Consider the following 16336-nt stretch of genomic DNA (forward strand, 5'->3'; position numbering starts at 1 on the left):
CGCCATCGTTGCTGCATGACGACCCGACAAGGCGAACGAAATGAGGCGCGCCACCGGCCCCAAAAAGCAAAAATGCCGGCATTGTTGAATGCCGGCATTTCGCCCCCTGAAGCGGCCATTGAGCCGCCGGGTTTTATTTGCTGACGGCGGAACTGCCCGTCTTGCTGACCATGAATTCAACCGCTGCCTTGAGCTCGGCATCGCTCAGATTGGCCAGTCCACCGCGGGCCGGCATTGAGTTATGGCCGCCAATCGCCGACTTGATCAAAGGATCAACACCATTTTGCAGGCGCGGCTTCCAGTCATTCATGTCGCCCAGTTTCGGCGCGCCCTGTTTGCCGGTCAGATGGCATTCCTGGCAACGCTCCTGAACGACTTGTTCACCGCTTCGCGAATGTTCGGCCTTGAAGACTTTCTTGGCATCAGCCGCCTTGCCACCGCTCACCATGTAGCCGACGGCCCGGGTCATCTCGAGATCGGTTAGCGCGGCCTGGCCACCGTGGGCCGGCATGTTCTTGACGCCGGTGATGGCATTCTGGGTCATCTTATCCAGCCCCTTGGCTGCACGCTGGGCCCAGGCAGCCTGATCGCCAATTTTTGGTGCGCCATCCTTGCCCGTCGCATGACAGGCAACACAAACCGTTTCGACCACTTCCTTGCCGGAGCGATCGGCCGCCAGTACGGGAGCCGCAGTCACGGCCAGCGTAAGGAAGGAAAGCAGCAGCCCACCGGGAATGGATTTTACTTTTTTCATGGTTCCCTCATTTTTCTGATAAATCCGAGTTTTTATTTTACTCAGAGGAAACCATTCTGCCAGCTATTTTTTTCGGAAAATCACATCCCAAACGCCATGCCCCAAACGAATGCCACGATTTTCAAATTTCGTCAGCGGCCGGTAGTCCGGACGCGGCGCAAAACCATCTGCAGAATTGGTCAGCGTCGACTCTGCCGACAGCACTTCCAGCATCTGGTGCGCGTACTCCTCCCAGTCGGTGGCACAGTGGAAATAGCCGCCCGGCTTGAGGCGCGAGGCAAGCAGTGCGACAAAAGGCGACTGGATCAGGCGACGCTTGTTGTGTCGGGCCTTGTGCCAGGGATCGGGGAAAAACACATGGACACCATCAAGCGAGCCCTCGGGCAGCATGTCGCGGACCACTTCGACCGCATCGTGCTGGCAGATACGCAGGTTGCTCAGTTCGCGCTCGGCGATCTGCTTGCACAGCGCCCCCACGCCGGGCACGTGCACTTCGACGCCAAGATAATCGTTGTCGCGATTGGCATCGGCGATCTTGGCCGTGGTTTCACCCATGCCGGTGCCGATTTCGAGGATTTTCGGGCTGCTCCGGCCATAGATCGCGGCCAGATCAATGGGCTGTGCCTGATAGACGATGCCGATCTTTGGCATCATCTCGGCATAGTAGTTCTCCTGGGCCGATGACATGCGGCCGGCACGGCGAACGTAGCTCTTGATGTGGCCATGCGTTTGCGTCGATGCGTCGCGACCTTCTTCGTAAACGCCTTCGCCGACTGCGGCGGGGTGAATCAGGGGGGTATCGCTCATGAGCCGATCAATCCGGAAGTCGGCGACGAGGGGTCGGCCGAGTAGAGTTTGCGCGGCATACGGCCCGCCATGAAAGCCTCGCGGCCGGCTTCGACGCCCTTCCGCATGGCACTGGCCATGAGCACCGGATTCTTGGCATGAGCGATGGCGGTGTTCATCAGGACACCGTCACAGCCCAGTTCCATCGCAATAGCCGCATCGGAGGCAGTGCCGACGCCAGCATCGACAATCACCGGCACCTTGGCGTTGTCGATGATCAAGCGCAGGTTCCACGGATTGAGGATACCCATACCGGAGCCGATCAGCGAGGCAAGAGGCATCACGGCAACGCAACCGATTTCTTCGAGCATCTTGGCCTGGATCGGATCATCCGAGCAGTACACCATGACGTGGAAGCCATCCTTGACGAGCGTTTCCGCCGCCTTGAGGGTTTCCGGCATGTTCGGGAAGAGGCTGGTCGGATCGCCGAGGACTTCGAGCTTGCACAGCGGATGGCCGTCGAGCAGTTCGCGCGCCAGACGCAGGGTGCGCACCGCATCGTCGGCCGTGTAACAGCCTGCGGTGTTGGGCAGGATGGTGAATTGCGACGGCGGCAGGGCGTCGAGCAGATTAGGCTGGCTCGGGTCCTGGCCGATATTCATGCGACGAATCGCCACGGTGACGATTTCGGCCCCGGAAGCATCAATGGCCGCACGCGTTTCGGCGAAATCCTTGTACTTGCCGGTGCCGACCAGCAAACGGGAACGGTATGCCTTGCCGGCGATAGTCAGTTGATGCATGTCTTTTGGGATCCAGTTATTAGGCTTTTGCTGTTAGTAGTCAAAGGCGAGTGGCCAGCGGAACGATTACTCGATCCTAACCACCGCCGACCGCGACGACAATTTCCAGGCGGTCACCCGAAGCCAGGGCCGTGGTGGCGTGCTGGCTCTTGGGAACGATTTCGCCGTTACGTTCGATGGCGATGCGCTTGCCGGTATAGCCGAGTTGCTCAATCAAGCCGCTCACGGTCAGTGCATCGGAAAACTGGCGGCTTTCGCCATTGATCTTGAGTTCTAGCATCGGGCTATTTTAACAAGCCGCGCGGCTTGCGCGGGGCGCTGGTGAAAAGACGGTCGTACAGCCAGTTGGGCAGGGCCCGCAGAATTTTCGCGACAATGCCCATTTGCCAGGGAATCACCGTGTAGGTGACGCCGCGCTCAATGGCGGCAGCGAAACGCTCGGCAGCTTGCTCTACCGGCAGCAAAAAGGGCATCTGGTAACCGTTGACGGCCGTCATCGGCGATTCGATGTAGCCCGGCGCAATGGTCACCACCTTGATGCCGTACGGCCGCATTTCGAGCCGCAGGCTCTCGAGATAGCTGATCGCCGCCGCCTTCGAGGCTGAATAAGCCTCCGCCCCCGGCAGGCCGCGAATACCGGCAACCGAGGCGATGCCAACCAGGCGCTGCCTTTTCCGACAGGCACCGTCGGCTGCCTTGAGCGCCGGAATGAACGGCGCAAAGCTTGCCGCCATGCCGAACACATTGATATCCATGATGCGGCGGAAGGCGACCAGATCCTCCTCGCACTCGGTCAGCGTGCCAGCGGAGACGCCGGCATTGGCGATGACGATATCCGGGGCCCCGAAGCGGGCGACAAAATCGGTCGCCGCCGCATGCAGCGCAGGCGCATCGCTGACATCCAGCGGATAGCAGGCATGCTGCCCGCCGAGACGCTGGTTCAGCCCGTCAAGAAAGGTACTGCGGCGCGCCGCCAGGCCGAGCGTTGCGCCCTGAGCGGCGTAGTAAACGGCAAGCGCCTCGCCGATTCCCGACGAGGCGCCCGTGATGAAGACCTTCAGGGACAATTACTTCTTGCCGGACTTTTCGGCACGTGCCTTGGCGATCAGCTTGTCGGCGACGACCAGCTTTTCGTTGAAACCGATGTCGCCGATCAGGAACTTGCCTTCGACAGCAAGCGCCGGAACGCCGGTGATCTTGTAGGCCATGGCCATCTGGTCGGCGCGGCTGACCTTGCTCATGACACCGAAGGAGTTGAAGGTTTCGGCGAATTTCTTGGCATCGACGCCCTTTTTGACCACCCATTCGTTCAGCGTCTTTTCGTCGAACAGATTGACGCGCTCACCATGAATTGCCTGGAAGACACTGGCTTCAAGTCGCGCCAGGTCACCGGTGATTTCCAGGGTGTAATAGAGCTTGGCAATATTGGCCCAGGCGGCGCGACCAAAGGTGATCGGCACCTTCTTGACGACCACGTCAGCCGGTTGCTTGGCGGCCCAGGCTATCAGCAGGGGGTTGAAATCGGCGCAGTGCGGGCAGCCATAGCTGAAAAACTCCAGGACTTCGATTTTCGCTGCATTTTCAGTCGGCTGAGCCGGCGTGATCGGCGTGAAATCCTTGCCGGCATTCTGGGCCATGGACGGCGTTGCGACGGTCAGCGCGGCAACGAGGGCAAAAACGATACCGACAAAACTACGACGTGAATGCTTCATTCGCTACTCCTATTTGGCAAGCTGGGCTTCAACGCCGGATTTGGCAAGCTCGGCGCGTACTTTGTTCAATTCATCGATCTTCGTGTAGGGGCCGACACGAACCCGGTAGAAGGTTTTGTCCTGAATCATCACCTGCTGGACAACGGCCTCAATACCCATAAACGCGAGTTTGGCCTTTTGGTTGTCAGCGTCCTGCGCCGTACTGAAGGAACCGGCCTGGAGGAAGAGCGGCGTCTTGGACTCCTTGGACTCTTCCTTCTTGTCATCTTTCTTCGTTTCGGCCGGCTTGGCCTCCGCCTTGTCTGCCTTGTCCGGCACGGCGTCAGCCTTGCCCGGCAGAATGTCGTAAAACTGGAAACGCTTCTCGGGAACCGGATCGCCGGGCTTGCCGGGCAAGGCCATCGGCTGCCCTGGCTGGGCGTTCTTGCTACCGGCGGCGGCATCGGCCTTGACAGGGGGCTGCGCCTTCTCGACAAAGGGCAGCGGCGACTTGTTGAGATACCAGACGACACCAGCGGCCAAAGCGACACCGATAACCAGACCGATGAACATGCCGACCAGCGTACCGCCGGCAGCCTTCTTCTTGGCCGGCTGACTCTTGCGGGGTTTCATATCGCGACTCATCGAATTTCCTTACATGGATTCCGGACAGCTCACGCCCAGGATGGCCAGACCATTGCGGATCGTCTGGCGAACAGCCACAGCGAGGGCGACACGGGCGTCGCGCAAGGCCCCATCATCAACGAGCATGCGCTCGGCGTTGTACCAGCCGTGGAACTCACCGGCCAGATCCTTGAGGTAGAAGGCGATCAGGTGCGGTGCCAATTCCCGGGCGGCGCTGTCAATCAGATCACGGAACTCGGTCAGCTTGCTTGCAATGGTCAGTTCGCGCGGATTGCTCAGCAGCGACAGATCGGCATCTTCAAGCGTCTTCAGATCGCCAGCCCACTGATTGACCACCGAGCAGATACGGGCATGGGCGTACTGGATGTAATAGACCGGGTTTTCGTTGGTCTGGCTCTTCGCCAGATCGAGGTCGAAATCAAGATGCTGGTCGGATTTGCGCAGGGCGTAGAAGAAGCGGCAGGCATCGTTGCCGACTTCGCCACGCAATTCGCGCAGCGTGACGAACTCTCCCGAACGCGTCGACATCGAGGCCTTCTGACCATTGCGGTAAAGCACGGCAAACTGGACAAGGGCAACCTGCAGCTTCTTGGCATCGAGGCCAAGCGCCGTGATCGCGCCGTTGACGCGGGAAATATAGCCGTGGTGGTCAGCCCCCCAGATGTTGATGACCTTGTCGAAACCGCGCTCGAACTTGTTGAGGTGATAGGCGATATCGGAGGCGAAATAGGTGTAGAGACCATTCTCGCGCTGGACGACGCGATCCTTCTCGTCGCCGAAGGTGGTCGACTTGAACCAGCGAGCTCCGTTCTGCACATACAGGTGGCCGTTCTTTTCGAGCAGATCGACGCAACGGGCGACCAGCCCGGTATCAAATAATGCCTGCTCGGAGAACCAGACGTCGAAATGGACGCCGAACTCTTCGAGATCGTTGCGCCCGTCAGCCAACTGTTCGGACAGGGCATGACGGTGAACGTAAGCCCAGTCCGGACCAAGCAATTCCTTGGCGCGGGCGATCAGGGCATCGAGCTGCTGCTCGCGCTGCTGCTTGGCTTCGTCATCGCTCCGTGTGGCGTCGGGGAAACCCGGCGTGCCAGCCAGCACGGCATCGGCCGTGCGCACGTACTTGTCGCCGTGGGCGTGCTTCAACTGCTCGGCCATGTCGCGCACATAGTCGCCCTGATAGCCATTGGGCGGGAAGGGCACCGTGACGCCCTGCTGCTCGAGATAACGCAACCAGGTCGACACCGCCAGGATGTCCATCTGACGACCCGCATCATTGACGTAATACTCGCGCGTCACGTCCCAGCCGGCAAAGGTCAGCAAGCTCGACAGCGATGCGCCGTAAGCCGCACCGCGCCCATGGCCGACGTGCAGCGGGCCGGTCGGATTGGCCGAAACGAACTCGACCTGAACCTTCTGCCAGGCACCGAGCGTGGAACGGCCGAAGTTCTCGCCTTCAGCCAGCACGGCCTTGACGATACTGGTCTTGGCGCTGGCGTCGAGGGTGAAATTGATGAACCCGGCCCCGGCCACTTCAGCCTTGGTAACCAATGCCGAAACGGGCAATTCGTTCACCAGTTGCTGGGCGATTTCACGCGGATTCTTCTTCAGCGCCTTGGCCAGTTGCATGGCCAGATTGGTCGCGAAGTCACCGTGCGTCGGGTCACGCGGGCGCTCAAGCTGGATGGGGGTATTGTCAGCGCCCGGCACCACGCTGGCGAGAGACTGTTGAAGGAGGGCGGTGAGCTGGGATTTGACGTCTAGGGGCATTGATTCGCGGCACGAAATTGCAAAACGTCGATTATACGCTGTCGATCCCTACTTATTGCCTGCCAAGGGTGGCGCAACAATCGCCGACCAGGCCGCCAGTTTCTCGGCATAGCTGCACGCCGCATGCGCCGGACTGGTCGATGGCAAGCGGATCAACTGCCAGCGGGCATCCGGCAATCCAGGCAGGACGTGGCGGCGGAACGCGGCTTCAGCGGCAGCACCATTAAAATAAATTCGCTGAATATGGCGATGCACGGCAAAAAAGGCCGGAAAGTCGTTAACCCGCACCGAAGCCTTGACGATATCGGCGTCGAGACTGCCCGCCCGCTCACCAGCGGCGATCACATCCCACAGGGCAATGCCAGCTGCCCGCAGACGGGCCAGGCGCAACGCATAGGGAAGGTCCGGTCCGGCCCCCAGCAGGTCGCCCATGAGACGCCAGAAAACATTTTGCCGGTTGGCGTAATAGGCCTGGGCATCGAGTGACACTTTGCCCGGCAGACTCCCCAGGACGAGCACCTGCGCCGACGGATCGGCCTCCGGCAGGAAACCGTGACTCAGGGCCACTGGAAAACTACAGGATCAGCCACCCATGACACGATTTTTGCCGGCCCGCTTGGCCAGATACATGGCCTGATCGGCACGGCGAATGGCGTTGGTTCCGGACTCATCAGCCCCAACCTGGGCAACGCCGGCACTAAAGGTAATGAGGATCTTCTCGCTGCCAGCCATATAGATGGCCTTGGTCAGTTCACGCTGGAGACGGGCCATCGCCTCGATCCCTGCCTCCAGCATGGTATCGGGCATCAGCACAACAAACTCCTCGCCACCGTAACGGGCCAGGGTATCGCTCGGCCGCATGCAGCGGCGCGTGACATCGGCCAGGTGAACCAGGGCGCGATCACCCGCATCGTGACCAAACGTGTCGTTAAGTTTCTTGAAGTTGTCGATATCAAGCAGGCTCACCGACAAGGGCGTCTCTTTCCGCCGCATGCTCGAAATTTCCCGCTCCATGGCTTCTTCCAGACCTTTCCGGTTGAGCGCATCGGTCAGCGGGTCATGGCGGGCAAGGGCACTGGCACTGTCGAGCTCCTGGTGCAGATGCGTCAGTTCCGCCTCGGTCACCACCACTTTTTCCTGCAGGGTCTTGAGCTTCTCGCGCGACTGCGCACTTTCCTGAGCCATCGCCTGGGTGGCCGAAATGACGCCACCGAGCAGCGGCTTGAGATCTTCAATGGTGTTCGCCTGCTCGATCTGCCGGGCGCTTTGCTGAATAACCCCCTCGAACTCGACGCTTGACTGATTCATCGCCCCCAGGTTTTCGATGAACTCGGAAAGCATCTGACGCATTTCCTGCTGCGCCTGAACGGCGCGCGACTTGGCGCGCCCCTGCTTTTCCATGACGTCGCGCAGACGTCTTTCCATTTCGTCGAGGTGACGCAGGGTCAGGGGCGGCGCCACGCTGGCCAGCAGACCATCGATCTGGCCCTTGAGCCAACTGTCGTCAGTGCTCAATTCGCCAATATTTTCAATAATCAGATGCAGCAGCTTGAGCAGGGAGCTCTTGATTTCAGCCTGCTCTTCGGCGGCAAAGGCGGCCTGCCGGGTGAGACTGGCCAATGCTGTCTGCACCGGTTCGGCATCAATGACCGGTTGCTTGAGCATGCCAAGTATTTCGCCGGCGATCTCGACAATTCTCGAATCCTCATCGCCCAGCGCCGGCAACATGCTTTGAATAAAACCCGACAGCCTGGCCGAGAACTCCTCGGGCAATGCACTTGCCGCGCCCGCAGCCGGGGACGACGCCCGGACGCCTGATTCGCCGGCCAGAACAAAGGCGCCCAGCGACTCCTTGAAACCTTGCCAGCTATGCCTGGAAATGGCCGCTGAAATCTTGCCAAGCTCTGCCTCCTGGGCACTGTTCCGGGCGGCCAGAGCCTCCAGCAACTCGCGCAGCTGCCACTCCGGAAACGGCGGCAGATTGGGCAGATTGGCGATTTCGTTATAAGTAGCCTGATAATTGGCCGGGGTCGGGGCCAAATGATGCGCCGCAAGATACTTGAGCGCCTCGCGCGCAATATGAGAGGGGTGTTTCGGTTCGTTCATCGAGGCTCAGGGCAACTTTGGGTGGCAAAACAAAGCACTGACTAACACAAGAATCGAGTTTATCCCATAGGCGCGAGCTTCTTGCAAGATTGTTTATGCCATTCGGCGTATTCAGGCAGTCGCAAATCACGGGGGCGCAAGCGTCGTTGGCGTGTTAACATGCTCGTTTAGCGATTTTGCCCGGCCCGACCGGCGTTTACCGTCCACATGCGTCTCCTTCGTTTGCTCAAGATCGCCTCTGTCGCCAGCCGTTTCGGCCTCGACGAAATGGTGCTCGAACACGAGCCAAGCGGCCGTCTGGTACGACTCGCCAACGCGCTGCAATTCTGGCGCGACCTGTCGACCCCACGCGCCGTCCGCCTGCGCCTCGCCCTTGAATCCCTCGGCCCGATTTTCGTCAAGTTCGGCCAGGTGCTATCTACCCGGCGCGACCTCATGCCGATGGATATCGCCGACGAGCTGGCCAAACTCCAGGATCGCGTCCCGCCTTTCGCTTCCGACCTTGCCCTGGCAGAAATCGAAAAAGCCTACGGACGACCGGCCAGCGAGGTTTTTGCCGAGTTTGACCCGACCCCTATCGCCTCGGCCTCGATTGCCCAGGTCCATTTCGCCAAGTTGCGCGCCGAAGATGGCGGCCACGAAGTTGCGGTCAAGGTCCTGCGCCCCAACATGCTCTCGGTCATCGAGCACGATCTGGCACTCATGGACAATCTGGCCATGCTGCTCGAGAAATTGTGGGCTGATGGCAAGCGCCTGAAACCGCGGGAAGTGGTTGCCGAATTCGCCAAATACCTGCGCGACGAACTTGATCTGATGCGCGAAGCCGCCAATGCCTCGCAGCTTCGCCGCAACTTCACCGATTCCGACCTGCTCATCGTCCCCGAAGTGCACTGGGACTTCTGCACGTCGACGGTGATGGTCATGGAGCGCATGAAGGGCACGCCGATCTCCCAGATCGACAAGCTGCGCGCCGACGGCATCAATCTCTCGAAACTGTCAGCGGCGGGCGTCGAAATCTTCTTCACGCAGGTTTTCCGTGATGGCTTCTTCCACGCCGACATGCATCCCGGCAATATCTTCGTCGCCCCGGATGGCCGCTATATCGCGCTCGATTTCGGGATCGTCGGCACACTGACCGACTCTGACAAGAATTATCTTGCCCAGAACTTTCTGGCCTTCTTCCGCCGCGACTACAAACGCGTCGCCGAGGCCCACATCGAATCCGGCTGGGCCCCCAAGGACACCCGGGTCGATGAATTCGAGGCGGCCATTCGGGCCGTCTGCGAACCGATCTTTGACCGGCCGCTGAAAGACATTTCGTTCGGCAAGGTGCTGCTGCGACTGTTCCAGACCTCGCGCCGCTTCAATGTCGAAATCCAGCCGCAGCTGGTCATGCTGCAAAAAACACTGCTCAACATCGAAGGCCTCGGTCGCCAGCTCGATCCTGAACTCGACCTGTGGACTACCGCCAAGCCCTTCCTCGAGCGCTGGATGAGTGAGCAGGTTGGCTGGCGCGGACTGATCCGCACATTCAAACAGGAAGCACCCTACTTGGCCCGCACCATTCCGCAACTGCCCCGCCTTGTCCATCAGGCCTTGTCCCAACCGGCCAAAACCGATCTACAACCGCAAATCGAGCGTTTGATCGCCGCCCAGCACCAGCAGAACCGCTGGTTGGCCATCATCGCCCTGCTTCTCGCCCTGCTTGTCGGCGCGCTGATTGCCTGACCGCCAATGGCTATCGTCAACCTCACTACCTTTACCGAAGAGAACGTCGCCGAGTGGTTTGCCACCCGCGACATCACCAAGTCCAGGCCTTATGTCGACCTGGTCCGCGACATCACCATCGATGGCAGCCAGATGCGCGCCCTAGTGCCTGGATCGTCAACGGAACCCTACGTCGTCCAGGCCTACCTGAGCCAGGCCCAGAGTGGCGAGATGGCAGTGATCAGCCGCTGCACCTGTTCCGCCGGAAAGCACTGCAAACACGTTGCCGCCATGCTGCTCAAGGCCATCGAGGAGCGCAACCCGAAAGAACACATCAGCGGCAGCGCCCTGTCCTGGCTCGACGACCTGCGCCGCGTATCGGTCGCCGTCGCCAAGAAAAAGGCCCGCCCGGCCAGCGCCCGGCAGCAACTGTTCTACATCCTCAAATGGACTGCCGACAAACGCCAGTTCGGCATTGAAATCCGCAAGGGCAAGTACCCGGAAAGTGCCGAGGAATGGTGGAAGGTCGACCGTGCCCTGCTGACACCACCGCAATTCGTCAATGAAGAAGACCTCGGCATCCTGCGTCTGATCTGGGCCGATCGCGGCCATGAAACGGGTCTGCGCGCCTTTGGTCTGGGCCCCAAGAATGGCGCTGAAATTCTCCAGCGGATGGCGGCCAGCCACCGGCTTTATCCGGAAGACGATCTCGGATTGCCGCTCAATGCCGGTCCTCTCCGGCCGGCCAGCATCGGCTGGCAGGTAGACGGCATGGGTTTTCAGCGCCCCCACCTGAAGCCGGAACCTTCAGCCGAGATGGTCGTTGCCGTTGATCCCCCGTGGTACATCGATCTGGCCGAGGGCGAAGCCGGGCCCCTGGAAGTCGCCGGCAACCCCGACGTCATCCAGCGTTTATTCTCGCTTCCTCCGTTATCGGCCATGGAAGCCGCGCTGGTGGCCGAGGCCTTGTCCGAACTTGCCCCCGACCTGCCCTTGCCCGGCTCCGATGCCGGTGCCCGCCTGCGCCTCGTGGACACCTCGCTGCAGCCCATCCTCCAGCTTGAAACCCTGCATACGCACGGCCACCGCGCCTGGCGCAGCTATCCGCAGAATTTCGGCGGCGGTCCCTTCGATGTTGCCAAGGTGATTTTCCGCTACGGCGATGCCGATGTCCGCCCGGAAGAAAAAAGCGAATTCATCACCCTGCCGGAAGGCGAAACGGTTCGCCTGAAGCGCCGCCCCGATGATGAAGCCAAATCCCTCCTCGCCCTCGATGGCTGCGGCCTGCAAAAAATTCCCGGCCACACCCTGCACACCTTCGGCAGCCCGCCAGAAGGCATTTATGGGCTGGCCGAAGAAGCGAGCTGGGTCAATTTCATGCAGGACGGCACCTTGCGCCTCAAGGAGGCCGGCTGGCAGATCGACTTCCCTGAAGATTTCCGCCACCACGTCATCGAAGTCGATGGCTGGGAGGCCGAGTTGTACGAGGCCGACAACGGCTGGTTCAACCTCGACATGGGCGTCATGGTCGAAGGCGAACGCCTGCCGCTCGCCCCCTTGCTGGCCAACCTATTCCGCAGCGATCCACGCTGGCTCGAAGCAGCCGAACTCGAACGCGTTCCCGACGACGAGGGAATCGATCTCTACACCGCCCGCGGCAAGCGCCTGCGCGTTCCGGCCGGCCGCCTGAAACCTCTCGCAGCAACACTGATCGATCTGTTCGACGGGTTTACCGGCGGCAATACGCTGCGCCTGTCGCGCTTCGATGCGCCGCGCCTGGCCGAACTTTCCGATGTCAGCCGCTGGCAGTTCCGCGGCCAGAGCGACATCATGGCCCTCGCCGAGCGCCTGCTCAAGGCGCAGGGGATCGGCGACGTCGCGCCCCCCGCCGGCTTCAAGCTCGAACTCCGGCCCTATCAGCGGGAAGGCTTGGCCTGGCTGCAGTTCCTGCGCGAACATGACCTGTCGGGCATCCTGGCCGATGACATGGGTCTCGGCAAGACGGCGCAGACGCTGGCCCACCTGCTCCTCGAGAAGGAAGCCGGCCGTCTCGACAAGCCGGCCCTGATCATTCTGCCGACCTCGCTGATCTTCAACTGGAAGAGCGAGGCATCCCGCTTTGCGCCCGATCTCAAGGTGCTGTCGCTGCATGGCCCCGAGCGCAAGAACCGCTTTGCCGACATCCCCACCCACGATGTCGTGCTGACCACCTATCCGCTGCTCTGGCGCGACGCCGACATCCTGATGCAGCACAGCTACCACCTGCTCATCCTCGACGAGGCGCAGACCGTCAAGAATGCCCAGAGCCAGAGCGCCGAAGCCGTGCGCAAGGTCGATGCCCGGCATCGCCTGTGCCTGACCGGTACGCCGCTGGAAAACCATCTCGGCGAACTGTGGAGCCAGTTCGACTTCCTGCTCCCCGGATTCCTCGGCACCAGCAAGCAGTTCACCCGCCACTGGCGGACGCCGATCGAAAAACAGGGCGATCTGCGCCGCCGTACCCTGCTCGCCCGTCGCATCCGTCCCTTCATCCTGCGCCGCAAGAAGGAAGATGTCGCCCAGGAATTGCCGCCGAAGACCATCATCATTCGCAGCGTCGAACTCGAAGGGGCCCAGCGTGACCTTTACGAGACAGTACGCGCCGCGATGGATGCCAAGGTGCGCGACGAAATCGCCAGCCGCGGCTTTGCCCGCAGCCAGATCGTCATTCTCGACGCCCTCCTCAAACTGCGCCAGGTCTGCTGTGACCCGCGCCTGGTCAAGGCCACGGCGGCTCGCAAGGTGGCCGAACGGGCCAAGCTCGACCTGCTCATGGCGATGCTGCCCGAACTGGTCGATGAAGGACGAAAGGTTCTCGTCTTCTCGCAATTCACCAGCATGCTGGCACTGATCGAGCACGAACTCGACAAGATGGGCATCGCCTACGTCACTTTGACCGGCGATACGGTCGACCGTGAAGTGCCGATCCGCCGCTTCCAGGATGGTGAAGTGCCGATCTTCCTGATCAGCCTCAAGGCCGGTGGCGTCGGCCTCAACCTGACCGCCGCTGATACCGTCATCCATTACGATCCGTGGTGGAACCCGGCCGTCGAAAACCAGGCTACTGACCGCGCCCACCGCCTCGGTCAGGACAAGCCGGTTTTCGTCTATAAACTCATTGTCAGCGGCAGCATTGAGGAAAAAATCCTCGCCCTGCAGGAGCGCAAGGCCGAACTGGCAGCCGGCATCCTCTCCGACGACTATCGGGTCGACGTCAAGTTCGGTACCGACGATCTGGCTGCGCTGTTCGAACCGCTGCCAGAATAAGCGGATTCCCCCTTTTTCACGTTACTAACGGTATCGCCTACAATTCGCGCTATCGGCCAAACCGGGATCTACCATGCGCCACCTCCTACCACTGCTTTGCTTCATGCTGATCGCCACGACGGGGCAGGCTGAAGAATGGGTCGTCAAAAGGAAGGTTGCCAACAATTTTAGCGATACGCGCGACGCCGTCGTCATGGCCATCGAAAACCGCGGATTGGTCATCAATTACATCTCGCACATGTCTGATATGCTCGACCGCACCGGGGCCGACCTGGGTGCCACGCGCAAGATATACGCACAGGCCGAAATCATCGAATTCTGCTCGGCCGGACTGTCGCGAAAAATGATGGAACTGGACCCGCACAACATCCCGCTCTGCCCCTTCGCCATCTCCATCTACACGCTACCGGATGAGACAGCCACAACCTGGGTGAGCTATCGGCAACCGCGCGGCAACGCCGCCGCAATGGCTGCCAGCCTGCTCGAGGAAATCGCCGGCGAAGCCGGGCAGTAAAGCCACCGCCTCAAGCCAGACAGGTTGCCGAGCCCAAACGCTCAAGCAAGCCACTCAGGGCATGGCGCACCGACTGCTCACGCACCGCTGACCGGTCACCCCCGAAATGACAGGTCTGCGCCTCGCAGCCGCCATCTGTCCATGCCCAGGCAAAACACACCGTACCCACCGGCTTTTCCGGCGAACCCCCACTCGGCCCGGCAATACCGGTAATCGCCACCGACCAGTCGGCCCGGCTATGCGCCAGCGCCCCCTGCGCCATCGCCCGCGCCACCGCTTCCGAAACCGCCCCGTGGCGCTCCAGCGTATTTTCGGCAATGCCCAACATGTCGACCTTGGCCGCATTGGAATAGGTCACGAAGCCCCGGTCGAACCAGGCCGAACTGCCGGCAATAGCCGTCACCGACTGGGCCAGCCAGCCACCGGTACATGATTCAGCCGCGGCCAGCCACTCGCCTCGCTCAAGAAGCAGGCGGCCCAGTCGTTCGGCAAGTTTTTCCAGTTCGGACATAATGGTCAATCCTAGCACGCGACCCAAGACAAATGCCCACCACGCTTTCCCGCCCTCCCGAAGATGCCATCACCGGGATCATCCTGGCCGGCGGACTTGGCACCCGCATGGGTGGCGCCGACAAGGGCTTGCAGCTGCATCATGGCAAAGCACTGGTCTGCCATGTCGCGGCGCGACTCGCACCACAGGTGGCGCGGCTGATGATAAACGCCAACCGCAACCAAAGCACTTACGCCACCTTTGGCTACCCACTGGTCGCTGACCACATCAGCGGCTTTGCCGGACCGCTGGCCGGCCTGCATGCAGCCTTGAGCACTGCCCATACCCCCCTGGTCGTTACCGCCCCCTGCGACTCACCGGACCTGCCATACGATCTCGTTGACCGGCTATACCAAGCCTTGCGGGCTGGGCCGGCCAATCTGGCCATCGCCAGGACAGCAGAGCGTATTCACCCGGTCTTCTGCCTCTGCCACCGCTCCCTCCTGCCACAACTGACCGCCTATCTGGAGGGTGGTGGCCGCCGGGTGGCGGCATGGTGTGCGGCCATGGGCGCCATCGAAGTCGATTTTTCGGATCAGGGCGATGCCTTTGGCAACTTCAACACCCTCGACGACCTTGCTGGACACTGAACACGACGGGATCGCAACGACTTGACGAAAACGCATATTGCACCGCAGCAATTTAAGGCTATACTTAGCTCGCAGGAACAATAATTTCCATAAATCGAGAACAGCCATGAACGTCAAGATTCATTACCGTATCACCCAGGACCGGGCCGGCATCCCGCAGGACTACACCGGCGCCCGCCATTTCGTCGTCAGCGAAGGCCAAGCCATTGAAGACACGGCAATGCACCAGCTGGCAACCGATTACCAGGTGCCAAAAAGCGCCGTCGAGATCTGCCGCATCGAGAGCTGAAGCCCACGACACCCGGCTGACCATGAATCAGCACGGCTCGCCCAAAAGGGCTTGTCCGTGCTTTTTTTACGCCCGAAAACAAATTTGTGCATTGCACAATCTGCGACAGCCACATTTCGTTACACAAGGCTACGAAAGCACGACAGACTTTGAGCCGATGGACCCTTACACTGCAGTTGTGCATTGAACCCCTCCTCTCGAAATTCCCCCTTTCGAGAATTTCCACCCCGCCTCTGGCGGGGTTTTTTTTGCTCAGGCAACGCGCCACATCGTTATAATTACGCTTTCTATTCATTGCACTGGGGTCTTTAGCATGGCCGAGCAACACTCTTCCAAGAGCATCATGTGGGTGACGATCGTCGTCGCCGCCATCCTGATTGCGATCATCTACCCGCTGACTGCCAACAAGACGGCCGGCTCTGCCGCCGACAACAGCAAGGGTGCTGACGAAGCCGACGTCCGCATTCAGCCGGTCGCCAAGTTTGAACTGAGCAAGGCCGAAGCGCCCGCTGCCAGCGGCCCTCGCGATGGCGCAACGATTTACAACACGGTCTGTGGCGCCTGCCATAACACCGGTGCCGCCGGTGCCCCGAAGATCGATGACAAGGCTGCCTGGGCACCGCGCCTGGCAACCGGCAAGGAAGCGCTGATCAAGAGCGTGACCAATGGCAAGAATGCCATGCCGGCGAAGGGTGGCGCGACGCTCTCCGACGTCGAAGTCAAGAACGCCGTCGAATACGTGATGAGCAAGGCGAAGTAAATTTCATCGCCCACATCAGGGGAGGCTACGGCCTCCCTTTTTCGTTGACGTAAAAAAGGGTGCCC

Annotated in this window: 17 protein-coding genes; 6 read left to right on the forward strand and 11 right to left on the reverse strand. The window is 60.6% G+C overall.

Features of this window, described 5'->3' with window-relative positions; all coding sequences use genetic code 11:
* Nucleotides 1-133: 133 nt before the first annotated feature.
* The 10 genes from HYN24_RS14385 to HYN24_RS14430 form a co-directional block, all read right to left on the reverse strand.
* Nucleotides 134-754: a cytochrome c5 family protein gene (locus HYN24_RS14385; RefSeq protein ID WP_117609897.1), complete on the reverse strand. Its 621-nt coding sequence runs from the start codon at nt 752-754 to the stop codon at nt 134-136.
* A gap of 63 nt (nt 755-817) precedes the next feature.
* Complete coding sequence (gene trmB / locus HYN24_RS14390) at nt 818-1561, reverse strand: tRNA (guanosine(46)-N7)-methyltransferase TrmB (protein ID WP_117609898.1); 744 nt, start codon at nt 1559-1561, stop codon at nt 818-820.
* Nucleotides 1558-2340: a thiazole synthase gene (locus tag HYN24_RS14395; protein WP_117609899.1), complete on the reverse strand. Its 783-nt coding sequence runs from the start codon at nt 2338-2340 to the stop codon at nt 1558-1560. The genes trmB and HYN24_RS14395 overlap by 4 nt, the downstream gene beginning before the upstream one ends.
* Before the next feature lie 76 nt (nt 2341-2416).
* Nucleotides 2417-2620 (reverse strand): sulfur carrier protein ThiS, encoded by a 204-nt coding sequence (gene thiS / locus HYN24_RS14400; RefSeq protein WP_117609900.1) that lies wholly within the window; start codon nt 2618-2620, stop codon nt 2417-2419.
* A 4-nt stretch (nt 2621-2624) separates the two neighbouring features.
* Nucleotides 2625-3407 (reverse strand): SDR family oxidoreductase, encoded by a 783-nt coding sequence (locus HYN24_RS14405; protein WP_117609901.1) that lies wholly within the window; start codon nt 3405-3407, stop codon nt 2625-2627.
* Complete coding sequence (locus HYN24_RS14410) at nt 3408-4052, reverse strand: thiol:disulfide interchange protein DsbA/DsbL (RefSeq protein WP_117609902.1); 645 nt, start codon at nt 4050-4052, stop codon at nt 3408-3410. It abuts the gene before it with no gap.
* Between the two features lie 9 nt (nt 4053-4061).
* Entirely contained in the window at nt 4062-4676 is a 615-nt protein-coding gene (locus tag HYN24_RS14415; protein WP_117609903.1) for an SPOR domain-containing protein, read from the reverse strand.
* A gap of 9 nt (nt 4677-4685) precedes the next feature.
* Nucleotides 4686-6449 carry an arginine--tRNA ligase gene (gene argS / locus HYN24_RS14420; protein ID WP_117609904.1) on the reverse strand — a complete coding sequence of 588 codons (1764 nt, stop codon included), beginning with the start codon at nt 6447-6449 and terminating at the stop codon, nt 4686-4688.
* A gap of 48 nt (nt 6450-6497) precedes the next feature.
* Nucleotides 6498-7016 (reverse strand): DNA-deoxyinosine glycosylase, encoded by a 519-nt coding sequence (locus tag HYN24_RS14425; protein ID WP_117609905.1) that lies wholly within the window; start codon nt 7014-7016, stop codon nt 6498-6500.
* Between the two features lie 15 nt (nt 7017-7031).
* Entirely contained in the window at nt 7032-8555 is a 1524-nt protein-coding gene (locus HYN24_RS14430) for a GGDEF domain-containing protein (protein WP_117609906.1), read from the reverse strand.
* A 207-nt stretch (nt 8556-8762) separates the two neighbouring features.
* Here HYN24_RS14430 and ubiB point away from each other — a divergent pair, with 207 nt between their 5' ends.
* The 3 genes from ubiB to HYN24_RS14445 all read left to right on the forward strand — a co-directional run bounded on the left by ubiB (nt 8763) and on the right by HYN24_RS14445 (nt 14082).
* Nucleotides 8763-10283: a ubiquinone biosynthesis regulatory protein kinase UbiB gene (ubiB, locus tag HYN24_RS14435; protein WP_117609907.1), complete on the forward strand. Its 1521-nt coding sequence runs from the start codon at nt 8763-8765 to the stop codon at nt 10281-10283.
* Between the two features lie 6 nt (nt 10284-10289).
* A complete protein-coding gene (locus tag HYN24_RS14440; protein ID WP_117609908.1) occupies nt 10290-13568 on the forward strand; it encodes a DEAD/DEAH box helicase in 3279 nt (1092 codons plus the stop codon).
* 73 nt (nt 13569-13641) lie between these two features.
* Entirely contained in the window at nt 13642-14082 is a 441-nt protein-coding gene (locus HYN24_RS14445) for a DUF302 domain-containing protein (RefSeq protein WP_117609909.1), read from the forward strand.
* A gap of 10 nt (nt 14083-14092) precedes the next feature.
* Here the strand turns inward: HYN24_RS14445 and pncC are convergent, their stop codons facing one another.
* Nucleotides 14093-14593 carry a nicotinamide-nucleotide amidase gene (pncC, locus tag HYN24_RS14450; protein WP_117609910.1) on the reverse strand — a complete coding sequence of 167 codons (501 nt, stop codon included), beginning with the start codon at nt 14591-14593 and terminating at the stop codon, nt 14093-14095.
* 32 nt (nt 14594-14625) lie between these two features.
* Here pncC and mobA point away from each other — a divergent pair, with 32 nt between their 5' ends.
* The 3 genes from mobA (at nt 14626) to HYN24_RS14465 (ending at nt 16271) form a co-directional block, all read left to right on the forward strand.
* Nucleotides 14626-15222 (forward strand): molybdenum cofactor guanylyltransferase MobA, encoded by a 597-nt coding sequence (gene mobA, locus HYN24_RS14455; RefSeq protein WP_117609911.1) that lies wholly within the window; start codon nt 14626-14628, stop codon nt 15220-15222.
* Nucleotides 15223-15328: 106 nt separating this feature from the next.
* Nucleotides 15329-15511, forward strand: coding sequence for a hypothetical protein (locus tag HYN24_RS14460; RefSeq protein ID WP_117609912.1), 183 nt, complete (start codon nt 15329-15331; stop codon nt 15509-15511).
* A 313-nt stretch (nt 15512-15824) separates the two neighbouring features.
* Nucleotides 15825-16271 carry a cytochrome c5 family protein gene (locus tag HYN24_RS14465; RefSeq protein WP_117609913.1) on the forward strand — a complete coding sequence of 149 codons (447 nt, stop codon included), beginning with the start codon at nt 15825-15827 and terminating at the stop codon, nt 16269-16271.
* Nucleotides 16272-16336 lie beyond the last annotated feature (65 nt).

This window comes from Dechloromonas sp. HYN0024 (assembly GCF_003441615.1).
GTDB lineage: Bacteria > Pseudomonadota > Gammaproteobacteria > Burkholderiales > Rhodocyclaceae > Azonexus.

Excerpts from the sequence above, each read along its gene's own strand:
- pncC (WP_117609910.1), bottom strand. The coding sequence starts at position 14,593 with ATGTCCGAACTGGAAAAACTTGCCGAACGACTGGGCCGCCTGCTTCTT.
- ubiB (WP_117609907.1), top strand. The coding sequence starts at position 8,763 with ATGCGTCTCCTTCGTTTGCTCAAGATCGCCTCTGTCGCCAGCCGTTTC.
- HYN24_RS14385 (WP_117609897.1), bottom strand. The coding sequence starts at position 754 with ATGAAAAAAGTAAAATCCATTCCCGGTGGGCTGCTGCTTTCCTTCCTT.
- mobA (WP_117609911.1), top strand. The coding sequence starts at position 14,626 with ATGCCCACCACGCTTTCCCGCCCTCCCGAAGATGCCATCACCGGGATC.
- HYN24_RS14395 (WP_117609899.1), bottom strand. The coding sequence starts at position 2,340 with ATGCATCAACTGACTATCGCCGGCAAGGCATACCGTTCCCGTTTGCTG.
- HYN24_RS14430 (WP_117609906.1), bottom strand. The coding sequence starts at position 8,555 with ATGAACGAACCGAAACACCCCTCTCATATTGCGCGCGAGGCGCTCAAG.
- argS (WP_117609904.1), bottom strand. The coding sequence starts at position 6,449 with ATGCCCCTAGACGTCAAATCCCAGCTCACCGCCCTCCTTCAACAGTCT.
- HYN24_RS14410 (WP_117609902.1), bottom strand. The coding sequence starts at position 4,052 with ATGAAGCATTCACGTCGTAGTTTTGTCGGTATCGTTTTTGCCCTCGTT.
- HYN24_RS14465 (WP_117609913.1), top strand. The coding sequence starts at position 15,825 with ATGGCCGAGCAACACTCTTCCAAGAGCATCATGTGGGTGACGATCGTC.
- thiS (WP_117609900.1), bottom strand. The coding sequence starts at position 2,620 with ATGCTAGAACTCAAGATCAATGGCGAAAGCCGCCAGTTTTCCGATGCA.
- trmB (WP_117609898.1), bottom strand. The coding sequence starts at position 1,561 with ATGAGCGATACCCCCCTGATTCACCCCGCCGCAGTCGGCGAAGGCGTT.
- HYN24_RS14460 (WP_117609912.1), top strand. The coding sequence starts at position 15,329 with ATGAACGTCAAGATTCATTACCGTATCACCCAGGACCGGGCCGGCATC.
- HYN24_RS14445 (WP_117609909.1), top strand. The coding sequence starts at position 13,642 with ATGCGCCACCTCCTACCACTGCTTTGCTTCATGCTGATCGCCACGACG.
- HYN24_RS14415 (WP_117609903.1), bottom strand. The coding sequence starts at position 4,676 with ATGAGTCGCGATATGAAACCCCGCAAGAGTCAGCCGGCCAAGAAGAAG.
- HYN24_RS14440 (WP_117609908.1), top strand. The coding sequence starts at position 10,290 with ATGGCTATCGTCAACCTCACTACCTTTACCGAAGAGAACGTCGCCGAG.